Origin of the sequence: Pannus brasiliensis CCIBt3594 (assembly GCF_036688125.1) — a bacterium.
GTDB classification, from domain to species: Bacteria; Cyanobacteriota; Cyanobacteriia; order Cyanobacteriales; family Microcystaceae; genus Pannus; species Pannus brasiliensis.
The window spans coordinates 1-12,971 of sequence record NZ_JBAFSM010000030.1; the positions used below are offsets into that span (position 1 = coordinate 1).

Annotated in this window: 10 protein-coding genes and 1 pseudogene; 8 read left to right on the forward strand and 3 right to left on the reverse strand. The window is 52.6% G+C overall.

Annotation, left to right across the window (positions count from 1 at the left end):
• Nucleotides 1-2,998, reverse strand: a 2,998-nt coding sequence (locus V0288_RS15270; protein WP_332865988.1) for a CHAT domain-containing protein, incomplete at its 3' end; no start/stop codon positions are given.
• Nucleotides 2,999-3,243: 245 nt separating this feature from the next.
• On the opposite strand from V0288_RS15270, the gene atpD reads away from it, so the two are divergent.
• Nucleotides 3,244-4,692: a F0F1 ATP synthase subunit beta gene (gene atpD / locus V0288_RS15275; RefSeq protein WP_332865989.1), complete on the forward strand. Its 1,449-nt coding sequence runs from the start codon at nucleotides 3,244-3,246 to the stop codon at nucleotides 4,690-4,692.
• 83 nt (nucleotides 4,693-4,775) lie between these two features.
• Nucleotides 4,776-5,192 carry an ATP synthase F1 subunit epsilon gene (atpC, locus tag V0288_RS15280; protein WP_332865990.1) on the forward strand — a complete coding sequence of 139 codons (417 nt, stop codon included), beginning with the start codon at nucleotides 4,776-4,778 and terminating at the stop codon, nucleotides 5,190-5,192.
• Nucleotides 5,193-5,361: 169 nt separating this feature from the next.
• Here atpC and V0288_RS15285 read toward each other — a convergent pair whose 3' ends face one another.
• A complete protein-coding gene (locus V0288_RS15285; RefSeq protein ID WP_332866039.1) occupies nucleotides 5,362-5,700 on the reverse strand; it encodes a 30S ribosomal protein PSRP-3 in 339 nt (112 codons plus the stop codon).
• Nucleotides 5,701-6,087: 387 nt separating this feature from the next.
• On the opposite strand from V0288_RS15285, the pseudogene V0288_RS25145 reads away from it, so the two are divergent.
• The 3 genes and pseudogenes from V0288_RS25145 to V0288_RS15305 all read left to right on the forward strand — a co-directional run bounded on the left by V0288_RS25145 (nucleotide 6,088) and on the right by V0288_RS15305 (nucleotide 9,368).
• A pseudogene (locus V0288_RS25145) lies at nucleotides 6,088-7,080 on the forward strand (Npun_R2821/Npun_R2822 family protein).
• A 453-nt stretch (nucleotides 7,081-7,533) separates the two neighbouring features.
• Nucleotides 7,534-8,532, forward strand: a complete 999-nt coding sequence (locus V0288_RS15300; RefSeq protein ID WP_332865993.1) for an Npun_R2821/Npun_R2822 family protein — start codon at nucleotides 7,534-7,536, stop codon at nucleotides 8,530-8,532.
• 140 nt (nucleotides 8,533-8,672) lie between these two features.
• Nucleotides 8,673-9,368: an SH3 domain-containing protein gene (locus tag V0288_RS15305; RefSeq protein WP_332865994.1), complete on the forward strand. Its 696-nt coding sequence runs from the start codon at nucleotides 8,673-8,675 to the stop codon at nucleotides 9,366-9,368.
• Nucleotides 9,369-9,456: 88 nt separating this feature from the next.
• Here the strand turns inward: V0288_RS15305 and V0288_RS15310 are convergent, their stop codons facing one another.
• Nucleotides 9,457-9,801 carry a hypothetical protein gene (locus V0288_RS15310; protein WP_332865995.1) on the reverse strand — a complete coding sequence of 115 codons (345 nt, stop codon included), beginning with the start codon at nucleotides 9,799-9,801 and terminating at the stop codon, nucleotides 9,457-9,459.
• Nucleotides 9,802-9,923: 122 nt separating this feature from the next.
• On the opposite strand from V0288_RS15310, the gene V0288_RS15315 reads away from it, so the two are divergent.
• From V0288_RS15315 to V0288_RS15325, 3 genes are all read left to right on the forward strand, one after another.
• Nucleotides 9,924-10,235 carry a DUF5132 domain-containing protein gene (locus tag V0288_RS15315; RefSeq protein ID WP_332865996.1) on the forward strand — a complete coding sequence of 104 codons (312 nt, stop codon included), beginning with the start codon at nucleotides 9,924-9,926 and terminating at the stop codon, nucleotides 10,233-10,235.
• Between the two features lie 388 nt (nucleotides 10,236-10,623).
• Entirely contained in the window at nucleotides 10,624-11,637 is a 1,014-nt protein-coding gene (locus V0288_RS15320; protein ID WP_332865997.1) for an HMA2 domain-containing protein, read from the forward strand.
• 287 nt (nucleotides 11,638-11,924) lie between these two features.
• Nucleotides 11,925-12,971, forward strand: a complete 1,047-nt coding sequence (locus tag V0288_RS15325; RefSeq protein WP_332865998.1) for a response regulator — start codon at nucleotides 11,925-11,927, stop codon at nucleotides 12,969-12,971.

The following is a 12,971-nucleotide window of genomic DNA, read 5'->3' on the forward strand; positions in this document are numbered from 1 at the left end:
CGATGCCCAACTGGTGGTAGGTGCTGGCTTGGGAATAGCGATCGCCGAACTCGACTTTGATAGCGAGAGCCTGTCGGTAATTCTCTCGCGCCTCCTCGAACTCCCGTAACTCCTGCGCGACCCTGCCTAACTGGTGGTAATCCGTAGCTTTCCAAAGCTGTTTTTGTCTTTCTTCTATATTACCGAGAACGTCATAAATTTCTAAAGCCTTTAAATAAGATTGTTTCGCTCGATCGTACTGCTTCGTCATTAGACAATTGGTAGCCATTCTTTCTAATGCGAATGTGACTTGATAGCCATATTCACTCACTAAAATTTCGGAAAAATAAGACTCTTGCGATTGACAAACAAACTCGGATAGTTTTAAATTATTTTGAACATCGTTAATCAACCTGAAGTATTTATAAAGACAAAAGAAAATATGAATACTCTCCCGATTCGCCAGACAGGTTTGCAGGGCGTTATAGAGATTTTCGTATTCCAAGCGACAGAAAAAGATTCCTAACTGTCGTTGTTGCGGGTCTTGCGATTCCATTAATTGATTGTAGGCATTCGCTAAAACTTGATAGTGATTTTTAAATCCTTCCTGTATCGCCTCCCGCATCGCGGGATCGAGCGCGTTGAGCTTTATTTTCAGAAAATAGGGAAACACCGGTTGAATGGTCAATAATGGACTTTCCTCCTCTATCGGTTTCAATAACCCCCGATCGATCGCCTCCTGAATCGCCGTATCGAAATCGGTAAAATCGAAACCCTGTAACGGTTCTAGTTTTTGTAATTGTTGAGCGTAATTCGGAATATCACTACGATCGATAAACCCGCTAAACGGTGCAAGACAAAGTAGCAATTTTTGCGAATTCTCCGAGAGATTGCTGTGGGAATATTCCACGCATTTGATAATACTTTTCGTTTTGTCCTCGCTGTCCGTATCCAGATCCCCGTCCGCGATCTGTAGCGCCTCCAGCACTTGCCCCGGTGACTGCCGTTTCAGATTCGGGAGAATCACCTCCATCGCAAGGGGATAGCCCACTAAAACCTTCATTAATCGCGTGAAATCCGCTTCCCCCTGCAACGATTCCGCCTGACTCCCCGCGTGACGTTCTAAAATCCGTTTCGCCAACTCCGTCCGCGCTTCTTGGTCTAACCCCCGCAAAGCATAAACATTCGTTTGAAACGTCGTATCCTTTAGCCATCCCTCCCCACTTCGCGAACCCAACACCACCCGCGTTTTTCCCCCCGACAACCGCGAGAGAAAATCCCGAAGTTTTTCCCGTTCCTCCGGCGCTAAAGTATTCGGAATCGCCAACGGTTCCCCCGTCACCGACTCCAGATTATCCAAGATCAAAACGTGATTCTCCGCGCGCAACAGCGTCACCATTTTCTGCATCCGCGCCACCGGATTCATCGCCTGAAAACGTCCCCTCTCGAAACGGTCATAGATTCCCGTCCCCAACGCGAATAAAATCCGCTCCAGCGTCCACGCGCTCTCGTCGTAGCCGAAATAGAAAATCCTCTCCGCGAACCGCGTTTTCTGCCACCATTCCCGGAGATAATTGAGTAAAGTGGTTTTTCCCGTCCCGCCCATCCCTTGCAGTAACAGGATATTCCGACGCAGTAACGCCCTCTCTACCCGCAGAATATCCAGATCCCGCCCGACGAACTGGTATTCCGGCTGAATAAAGCGAAACTCTCGCGCCTGTGCCTCGAAATAGGCTTCCTCTTCCCGCGCTGACAACTCCCGTAACGGAAAATTCACCGGCCGGTTACTGTACACCACCGGCAAAAGCCAATCCTCTAAGCGGATAGTTTCGTTAAAATACGCCCGTCTTTCCTTGCGGTTGAACAATTCCCGCCGTCCCAAGCGTATCGCTTCATCGATCGACTTCCCGCTAAAGAGGGATTTATATAACTTCTCGATGATAATTTCCGCCGCCGATACCGTCACACTGTAGCCCATCGCCACCACCATCTGCATCCCCGCGGCCATCAGACGACTACCGAGACTCGTCTCTCGATACTCCTCCCCCTGCCCCGAATCCCCGCGTAACTGCTTCCCCGACTGACAAGCATTGAGAATACAGACCGGAATCCCTTTACCCGTCAATAAATCCGCCATTTCCGTCGCTTCCACGAGATCGGCCGTTCCCTCTTCCTCCCCTTCCAACACCAGAAACGCCTTTACCCCCGTGTAGGGTTGTATCTGCTCGCGGCCGAAACGTTCGCGGTAGGTTAGGGGATTGGGTTCCGATGGTTTTGTCGAATTGAACTCCTTGTAGGTCAATAACGCCCCGTGCGTGTCAAAATGAACGATATGATAGTATCCCGCGCCCTTTTCCTCTAAATGCCTCGATAACGCTTCAAACGTCGCCGGTCGCAATAACTCCACATTCACCGGTAAGCGACTATTTTCGATACCCTCGACTAACGGCCGGGAAATCGTCCGGTAATTCACATCCTTTTTAGAAGGTCGCGCCACCACCAGCAGGAGATTAATCGTCGCCGATTCCGCCATTTCCGAGGCTGTAGCCGTCGATCGAAAGCTTTTTCGCACCATCACGCCCTCTACCGCGAACGGTCGGGGCAAATTCGGATCGCGGAGTGCCTCCCAGTGGAGCGCGTGAAACTCCGGATTGTTCCCCTCGATCTCGATCCGTAATTGTGCTAGATTTCCCTTATATCGAACATATTCCGCGTAAGCGTCGGGATTGGAGCGAAAAACCTGCTCGAATAAACTTTCCCCGTAAGCCTTGACACTATCCGCCGCTTCTTTCGCCTTCACCGTATCCAGAATCGGACACTGCAACCATTCCTCGAAATACCACTCTAAGCGTTTTTCCTCCCCCGCGCCGAAAGGATCGCGCACCGTCACCGGAAAGCGCGCTTGATGGTCGAATTCTAGAATGGCGGTAAATCCGGACTCGGTTTGTCCGTCCTCGCGAATGGTGATGGTAGGCATGATGGCAGAGATCGATCGACTGCCTCCAGTATAGCCAAGCAAAACGGGGAGAATCGCGAACCGGACGAGAGACACACGGCCGCATTGTAGGGGCCAGGTCTCGCGCCCGAACAATGCGGGATATCCCCCCCGAAACCCCTATCGTAGCGATTTTATTTTCCGCGACAGACCCGATGTTCCCCCGATCCCCATCGGTGGTAAGCTGTATGTTGGCTAATTTTAGAAAAACTTAACACTTTCCCGTTTCGGGAGTTATTGATTAGCGAAACCCCAGAGTAGACATAAACATGGTAGCGACAACAGAAACGAACGTCGGTAAAATCGTCCAGATCATCGGCCCCGTGATCGATGCCGAATTCCCTAGCGGTAAACTTCCCCGGATTTACAACGCCCTGACCGTCAAAGGCAAGAATTCCGCCGGACAAGACCTGTCCGTCACCTGTGAAGTGCAACAGTTACTCGGGGACAACCAAGTACGCGCCGTTGCCATGAGTAGCACCGACGGCCTGGTTCGGGGATTAGATATCGTGGACTCGGGCGCGCCGATTAGCGTTCCCGTCGGTAAATGCACCCTCGGCCGCATCTTCAACGTACTCGGTGAACCCGTGGACGAAAAAGGCCCCGTCAACGTGACGGAAACCTCCCCGATCCACCGTCCCGCCCCGAAATTAGTCGATCTAGAAGTAAAACCGAAAGTTTTTGAAACGGGGATCAAGGTTATCGACCTACTCACCCCCTACCGTCAGGGCGGTAAAATCGGCCTGTTCGGTGGCGCGGGCGTGGGCAAAACCGTGATCATGATGGAATTGATCAACAATATCGCGATCCAACACGGTGGCGTGTCCGTTTTCGGTGGCGTGGGCGAACGTACCCGCGAAGGAAACGACCTCTACAACGAGATGATCGAATCCAAAGTAATCAACCCCGATAACCCGGAAGACTCGAAAATCGCGCTCGTCTACGGTCAGATGAACGAACCGCCTGGAGCGAGAATGCGCGTCGGTCTGTCCGCGTTAACGATGGCGGAATATTTCCGCGACGTGAACAAGCAGGACGTTCTCCTGTTTATCGATAATATCTTCCGCTTCGTGCAAGCCGGTTCCGAAGTGTCCGCGCTTCTCGGTCGGATGCCCTCCGCGGTAGGATATCAGCCCACCCTCGGCACGGACGTGGGCGACTTACAAGAGCGCATCACCTCCACCAAAGAAGGTTCGATTACCTCGATTCAGGCGGTATACGTTCCCGCGGACGACTTAACCGACCCCGCGCCGGCGACCACCTTCGCTCACCTCGACGGAACGACGGTTCTCTCCCGCGGTCTCGCGGCGAAAGGCATCTATCCCGCGGTAGATCCTCTCAATTCCACCAGCACCATGCTCCAGGCGAATATCGTCGGTGACGATCATTACGGCATCGCCCGCGCGGTTCAATCGACCCTGCAACGCTACAAAGAACTGCAAGACATCATCGCCATTCTCGGCCTCGATGAACTGTCGGAAGAAGACCGTCTGACGGTGGATCGCGCCCGTAAGATCGAGCGTTTCCTCTCGCAACCCTTCTTCGTGGCGGAAGTGTTCACCGGTTCCCCCGGTAAATACGTCACCCTCGACGACACCATCAAAGGGTTCAAGATGATCCTCGCCGGCGAACTCGATAGCTACCCCGAACAGGCGTTCTACATGGTCGGCAATATCGACGAAGCGATCGCTAAAGGCGAAAAACTCAAAAAAGGCTAGATAGAAAACGGGTAAAAGGTTGAAAACAATTTTTTACCCGTACTTTCTTCTCGAAATCGTCAAAATTATCACGATTATCAGCGATGACTATTACAGTACGGGTGATCACGCCCGATCGAGTTGTTTGGGATAACGTGGCCGAAGAGGTGATCCTGCCCAGTTCCACGGGTCAGTTAGGGATTCTCACCGGTCACGCGCCCCTGTTAACCGCCCTGAATACCGGCGTGATGCGGATCAGACCGGGCAAAGATTGGGAGAATGTCGCCGTTATGGGCGGATTCGCCGAGGTCGAGAACAACGAGATCAAAGTTCTCGTCAACGGGGCGGAGTTAGGGAAAAATATCGATAAGGAAAAGGCCCGCGCCGAGTACGAGAAAGCGCAGACGACTCTCGACGAGGCGACCAAAGGGGACGATCGCCGCAAGCTCATCCAGGCTCAACAGGCTTGGAAGAAAGCCCGAGCGAGATATCAGGCCGCCGGCGGTTTGGTTTCCCTCTAGAAAACAGAAATCGGGTAGGTCTCGCGCCTGCCCGATTTTATAGGGATTATTTTTCCGGCGTAATTCGGGTTCGGGTGGGATAGAAGTTTGAATATCAGGATTTATAGAGGATCGATCGGCTTTTCGGATTTCTCCCGACTCCTGAATTCTGGCTCCTGACTCCTCCGAATTAGTTACTGCCGCTAAAAACGACATCTGGAAATTTGGCCGCCGCGTCGGCCATCGGGATATGTTTTCCCTGATTGCGTAGCTCCTGCCAGAAGTTGATCACTTCCGTGGCCTTGTTGAGAACCTCGACGCGATCGGCCTCGTCGATCCAGTGTTTGGCTTCTAACTCGTCCTGGAGTTGTTGCCACGCGTCGTTACGCGGCCAGAAAAAGTAAGCGGTTAGGGGGCTAGTGCCTTTTCCGACCACCTGATCGACGGCGATCGCCACGTTCTGATCCAACCACAGCACTTTTAAAATAAACTTAGATCCCAAAGATTCCTCCAAATACGTTGCAGTCATTGTCAACAGAAGATTCGTACAATTCTCCATTTTACCGCGCCGCGTCGGAACCGACGGAACGAGAAATCAGTCTCGCGGGTGAGGGAAGAGAATTTTAGCCGTGACAGTGGCTAGGGGTTAAAAGCGGGATGTAATCAGTAAAAATCCCGAATAAAGAAGCTCTCTCTCGGTTAAAATCTCGATTTATCTTTTATTAATCTAATTTTTCAAGTTTTGAGAATTGGGAAAATCCAAAGCGCGGGAAGTTCCGGCTATCCCTCCGGTACGCCGTCCCGTCGCGGGGGCGGGAAAAAATAACGAGAGCGAGGCGGAAAATGAGCCTCCCCGATCGGCTACCCTTACTGCCATAACAGTTTACCCGACTCTAGAAGGATGTTTGGTTAGCTTATGGATGGTATCTGTACCCTCGCCAACGATCGGGTTTACGATCAACCGGTCGCGCTTCTCAATAGTATCGAGGTGAACGCGGGAAAAGAGATCCCGGTTTGTGTCTATCCCTACGATGACAACACCGAACGAATCGCCGCCGAGATCGCCAAACGTCCGAACGTTCAACTCTTTCGCGATCGAGAGGTGATCGATCGTCGGGACGCTTTCGCCCGCGCCGCGTGGGAACCCCATCCGACGGCCCGCGAGCGGTGGCGCGAGGCCGGGAGCGAGGGATACCATCGTTTCGGAACCCACCGGCGTTATTGCGCCTTTGACGGCCCGTTCGATCGCTTTCTCTACATGGACGGCGACACCCTGTTAATGGGAGCGGTCGATTTCGTTTTCGATCGCCTCGATTCCGCCGATCGCGTGGTATACGATTTTCAGTATAAAGATCCCACCCACGTCTAGGAAGTCGCTTCCCCGAAATTACGCGAGATTTTTCCGGGAGAGCGCGTCGAGCGGGAAATTTTCTGTTCGGGGTTCTTCGCGTCGAGAAAGGGATTGTTCGACGGCGATCGACGCGAGTGGTTACTGGAACGATCGCGCTCCGGGGAAGCGGAAATCGTCTACCCGATGGCGGTCGATCAACCCCTGTTGAACTATATGATGATGCGATCGGGCTGTTCGATCGCCAATCTCGCCCGCGAATTACCGCAAGAACGACGGACGGGATGCTGTGTCACCTCCCCCCACTTCGATACCCGAGAGCATCTGCTCTACGATCGAGGAAATCGCCTCACCTACTTCCATTACATCGGCCTATCCTCCAGCCTATTCGCGCGCCTCTGTAGCGCCGAGAATATCGATGTTCCTTACCGGGATATCTTCCTGCATTACCGCTACCTACACGAACCGGAAAAACGCCCGGTTTTTACCGATTTCCCGCGACCGCACCAACCGCCGGTTCCGAGTCTGATGAAACGGATGTTAGCCAAACTTGGTATTTAATACCCATTTTCTAAAAATAAGAGAGACTTGTTGGTAACGGGAAAAGGTTGAAGGGGAAAAGGTGAATGTATCAGCCTTTCCCCTCCCCCTTTTTTTCACCCCTACCAGGGTTAAAACGGTCAAAAAATTGGTATAACTGGTGACGGGGATCGATCGAGAAAATCGAGGATAATTTCTCTCGGTAGCGATCGATACCACCGTTCCGGGTACGGGATCTCGATCGACGCTCCGATGGGGTAGCGATCGGGTGTTTTCGAGACGAACTATCCAGAAAACAAAAATTTTTAGGCGAATTCGTTTCAAAAATATCGTTCAATAACTTCCGACAAGAAACCGTTAAGACCACATCGGTACAAATCCTTGTCAAGTTAATAGAGATAGTTTTATCCCGTTTTTTTCCCCGTTAATCTGAAGGCGAAATCTATGCGCCCGCGGGAAAAACGCGAGAATCCTATGGACGGTATCTGCACGCTCGCCAACGATCGGATCTACGATCAATTGATCGCGCTTCTCAATAGTATCGAGGTGAACGCGGGAAAAGAGATCCCGGTTTGTGTCTATCCCTACGATGACAACACCGAACGGATCGCCGCCGAGATCGCCAAACGCCCGAACGTTGAACTATTTAAGAATCGGGAAGTCATCGATCGATGGGATGATTTCGCTCGGAAAATGTGGGACACTCACCCGACGGCGAGACAACGCTGGTCGAAAGCCGGGAGCGAGGACTACTATCGTTTCGGAACCCATCGCCGGTTTTGCGCGTTCGAGAGTCCGTTCGATCGATTCGTCTACATGGACGGCGATACTCTCTTAATAAGTCCGTTGGACGGGATTTTCCAACGATTACACGATAACGATCGCGTCGTCTACGATTTCCAATACAAAGATCTAACCCACGTTTACGAATCCACGTCCGCGAAACTAACCGAAGTTTTCCCGAGAGAACGTCTGGAAACCGAAATTTTTTGTTCGGGTTTTTACGCGTCGAGAGCGGGATTATTTACCGAAGAACGACGGAATTGGCTCGTCGAACAATTACGGGCGGGAGAGGCGGAAATTCTCTACCCGATGGCTCCCGACCAAACGCTGATTAACTATATGATGATGCGATCGGGGTACTCGATCGTTAACCTCGCTCTAGAATTACCCCGAGAAAAACGGACGGGATGCTGTGTCACCTCTCCTCATTTCGAGACCCGAGGAAACCTGCTCTACGATAAGGGAAATCGCCTCGTTTATCTCCATTACATCGGTTTATCCTCTAGTCTATTCGCCCGACTTTGTAGCGGGAAAAACCTCGATTTTCCCTACCGGGATATCTTCCTACATTACCGCTACCTACACGAACCCGAAAAGCGCCCGTTTTTCAACGAGATCCCGCGACCACCCCAATCGCCTACCCGAAATCTGGCGCGGCGAGTAATGACCAAACTCGGATTGACAATATAAGAAACTTGTCAGAATAGTTCGGTCTTATTCTTAGGAATTTCATATCCTTTGGAAAAAAACATTACATTTTAACGGAACGCTTCGAGAGAACTCGGATAATTCAAAAAAAATATCCTAGCCGGATCGGTCGCGATCAAGAGATGAAAAATTTCCACGATAACAAACCTCTCCGAAAATTCGCGGGAGTTATTTTAGCGTCCTCGGCGATCGCCGGGCCCGTTTTCACCGGGCGCGTCACGGCCGCCGATCCCGCTATCGTTCGAGAAGCGCAACAGTTGTGTATCGATAACGCGAGAACCAAAGGGTTCGAGCTAAAAGAAGTGGTCAGTTCCGGAGATGCCGACGTGGCGGGCAAAGACGCGAAAATTATCCTGACCTTACTTAAAGACGGCCGGGATTTTAAACAAACCTGCTACTACGATAAAAACGCGAAAAGTGTCTCTTTCGGCGAGGAGATCGCCGCGACGCTCACTCCCCCTGCCGTCACCGTGCCTCCCGCGAAAACGTACTCCCCCGCTCTCTGGTGGATGCTGTTACCGATCGTCGGTTTACCCGCGCTCTTGTGGTGGGCGGAAAATCGCCGTATCGGTCCGGCTAGAACCGTCACTATCGGTGCTAGAAACGCTTCGATCGCTCACTCCGAGGCTCTCATCCGTGGCGAGGATGGCAATCCGGTACAGGTATACAAAGAACCTTCCTACAGTTCTAGAGTTCTCGGAACCGTTGATGACGGTCAATTGGTTCGCCTCACCGGACGGGAAAACGATGATTGGTTCGAGTTGGTCGGTGGCGGTTGGTTGCCCAAGCAATACGCGAGAACTTTCGTTACCGGTTAAAGGTTGGCCGGGTGCGGTTGGTTGCTCCGGCCGTACATCAGATCTTCCGTTACCGGTGACAGTAAGGTTGGCATCCACCCGGTAGGCTTCACCCGATCTCGCGTTCCCGACGCTTGCCGGTCGGGTTTCGCTTACAGGGAAAGCATCCTCTCGGGAATTGCAACGCCGAGAAGACGCGATCGCCCCGAGGAGACGTGGCTTCCGGCCCGTTGGTCGGCCCTTGGAAACGAACGGGCAACCCATTTTGGATTCGACCAAAAGTTCTTACGGTTGCCCGTTGCCCGTTGCCTATTCCCTCCACCGAAGGTCGGTCAGCGAGTAAGAAGCGGATTTCCGGGAAAGAAAACAGCGATCGCCCGAGCGACGATTTCCGTCCCGATTCGAGCGCGAGGGAGCCGATACATTTTTCGCGACGACGCGCCCGTCCCGGCATTCTCGATCGACTTCAAATAATAAGAATATATCGATCGAGGGATGACAGGGGTTTCCCAAAACTGGCCGGATCTGTCACAATATATCGATGACACAATTCGCGTATGGATCGGGAAAAGTCTTATGGAATTTGAAGCTTTATTATTAGGAGCCGAACCCCTCGTCGCTTTCGGGGCGGGATTGGGCGCGTTGGCGCTGGGATCGGCGATCGTCGCGCTCGGGAATTCCGAAGCCGGTCAACCGTTAGTGGAATCGGGTCGCGATCTCACCAAACACGGACTGAAATGGAGCTTGGAAACCTTCGATAAAGTGCAGGAAACCTTCGCCGAGGCGGGGGAATCCTGGAACGATCTCGTCGCGGAAGCGAAGTCGGAAATCAAGGATGCCCGCGTGAAATCGGAGACGACCCCGCCGCAAGAAGTAGAAATTAAATAAATATAGTCATCGGGAGTTAGCCCTTTTCTGTCAGAGGTGGAATGCCGCCGATCCCGCGATCGAACGATCCCCTTACTGGGCAAGGATTTCGGGATTGAGTTGCTGACAGTTTCCCTCGATCGGGTCGTAACAACGCTCAATTCTCGTGAAACCATTGATAGACAAGCGTTTCGGCTCGGATTGCCAACAGGAACCGATCCTACTCTGATGAAAGAGGGTTAGAGTCCGGGAGAAAAAGTTTCGTTTAATTTTGACCGATATATCTGGATTTTCGGGTTAATCGTTCTTTTTTTCTCCCATCTCGAACCGATCTCGATCGCCACTCCGGAACCTTCCGATCGCTCGCTAAACCCCGTCTATCCAGTCAAATCTATCGATCGTGGAACCCGTGGAAATCAGCCTGATTATCTCGATTCTCTCGGCCGCGGCAACGGCGGCCTGGACGGTGTGGACGTGGGGAGAACAACAGAACATCGAGCGGCAAGAAAAACGGGAACGGCTGGCCGCTTCCTATGTCAATCCTTTTCTCCTCGCGGCGGAATCCCTGCAATACCGTCTGTATAATCTTCTCTACCAAGAGGATATGTTCCGGCGCTCCAATCTCGTACAGAACACGTCCGGTTTCGTCTCCCCGCTCACCCTAGAAACGCTCTATCGATTCGCGCTGTATTTCGGTTGCGAGAACTATCTGATCCGGTACAGCCCCTACACCCACGATCGCCCCTCCATTGAAATTAGTCGGCAAGTAGCCCTTAATTTTGTCGATATCGAGAATTTTCCCGATTCATATTTCTCTTTCTCACTCTCGGAACAGTTATCTCTCGGTCAGTTGGTCGTGAAACCGATCGGTTCCCGCGACGGGGAATTTCCGTCCGTGGAGGCGATCGATATCTACCGGTTCGAGGACGAACTCCGCGCCGCGCGGGATAACGATTCCCCGCTCTGGCGGAGTCCGGGAGTTCGAGCGGCGATCGAGGCCCTCGAAGCGTTCAGCCGGGGTGAACCCCTAAAAGGTTGTCAGCGCTTGGAAGCGATCCTCCTACAATTGGTTCAGCTTCTCCAATATTTGGAGAAAAAAGAGGGTTTTTCGGTCGCCCTTCAAGAAGAACGCTTTTCCGAACGTCTATCGCGCTCCCGACAGGGGATGACCGGCGCGGGAACTACCGAGGTGGTACATAAAACCGCGGGACGGATTCGCCTCCGGGTTCCCCGCTCGCGATCCGACGAGCGCTACGCCGAACGATTACTAGAAAAGATTCGCTCCCTGGCCGGGGTCACGGAAGTTAGCCTGAATCGTCCTTCCGCCTCTCTGACCGTTCATTACTCCTCTTCCGCCTGGCGGGATTGGGAAACGTTCTTGATAAGTTTTATCGAGCGGGAAATCACTTCGGAGGGAGTCTGAGCGGTTCGGGAGAGCGGGATCGTCACCGATTTGTCACCTCGATCTGTTACTGTTCGACTAACTCCATCGAAACCGGTTCGCCCGCGAGCGTTCCGGAAACACCGATCGCTGTCCGGCGATCGTTATCCGGCGAACCGGGCTAGATAGGTTTACGACCCGATCGCTCCGAACCCGATCGAGGGGAATTTCGGGCTTTTGAAAAACCGAGAGAATGATTCTGATTGAACGGGCGATTTTCGAGCGGGAAATAGCGATATATACAGTAATCAAGATCGGGCCAGTAGACCATGCGAATTCTACTTGTCGAGGACGATAAAAACTTGGCCAAGGTATTAACCGATTTTCTCGAAAAACATAATTACTTAATCGATACTTCCGCCGATGGCGAGTTAGCTTGGGAGATGATTAGTCTCCTACCCTACGACCTGATCTTGCTCGATGTAATGCTCCCGAAACTGGATGGAATTCACCTCTGTCGTCGTTTGCGCGAACACGATCGAACCGTTCCCATCATGTTGATCACGGCGCGGGATTCGGTGGCGGATAAGCTAATCGGACTCGATAGCGGCGCGGATGACTACCTCGTGAAACCGTTCGATCTCCAGGAATTGCTCTCCCGCGTGCGGATTTTATCCCGCCGTCCGGCCGATCGACCGTTGAAAATTCTGACGGTCGGCGATATCCGTCTCGATCCGGAAAAACGCGAGATCTCCCGCGACGGTCGGGTTGTCCCCTTCACCCGCAAGGAATATTTACTGATCGAGCTATTGTTCCGCCATCCCTATCGGATTTTTAACCGCGGCGATATTGTCGATCGCCTCTGGTCGCTGGAAAACCCGCCCACCGAAGACACGGTAAAATCTCATATCCGCCGGATTCGGAGCAAATTAAGGGCGATCGGGGCCGAAGATCTCATCGAAACCCTGTACGGTCACGGATACCGGATCAATCCGCTCTTGCTCGATCGATCTCCCTCCGAACCCGCTCACTCTGCCGCGCGGCTAGAGGAATTGAACGCCGCGATCGCGGGGGTGTGGGAAAATATCCGAGCGGGAGTATTCGAGGAAGTAGAGTTTTTGGAACGGGTGATTTCGGGCGAGATCTCCGACCCCATCCGGATAGAATCGGCCCGGCAAACGGCGCATAAACTCGCGGGAACGATCGGTAGTTGCGGTTTCGAGGCCGCTTCCCATGTTACTAAGGCGATCGAGACGCTATTACAAGAATCCCCCCCGCGACCGAAAACGGGCGACTCCCTGCGCGCTCTGGTGAGGGTATTGCGATCGCAGTTGGAAGGGCAACCCCGTCCCCTGACCGGCCGCGCTCGGGAATAG

What these genes read in the sequence shown, in the direction of transcription:
- atpD (WP_332865989.1), top strand. Translation starts at nt 3,244, where the DNA reads ATGGTAGCGACAACAGAAACGAACGTCGGTAAAATCGTCCAGATCATC.
- atpC (WP_332865990.1), top strand. Translation starts at nt 4,776, where the DNA reads ATGACTATTACAGTACGGGTGATCACGCCCGATCGAGTTGTTTGGGAT.
- V0288_RS15285 (WP_332866039.1), bottom strand. Translation starts at nt 5,700, where the DNA reads ATGACTGCAACGTATTTGGAGGAATCTTTGGGATCTAAGTTTATTTTA.
- V0288_RS15300 (WP_332865993.1), top strand. Translation starts at nt 7,534, where the DNA reads ATGGACGGTATCTGCACGCTCGCCAACGATCGGATCTACGATCAATTG.
- V0288_RS15305 (WP_332865994.1), top strand. Translation starts at nt 8,673, where the DNA reads ATGAAAAATTTCCACGATAACAAACCTCTCCGAAAATTCGCGGGAGTT.
- V0288_RS15310 (WP_332865995.1), bottom strand. Translation starts at nt 9,801, where the DNA reads ATGCCGGGACGGGCGCGTCGTCGCGAAAAATGTATCGGCTCCCTCGCG.
- V0288_RS15315 (WP_332865996.1), top strand. Translation starts at nt 9,924, where the DNA reads ATGGAATTTGAAGCTTTATTATTAGGAGCCGAACCCCTCGTCGCTTTC.
- V0288_RS15325 (WP_332865998.1), top strand. Translation starts at nt 11,925, where the DNA reads ATGCGAATTCTACTTGTCGAGGACGATAAAAACTTGGCCAAGGTATTA.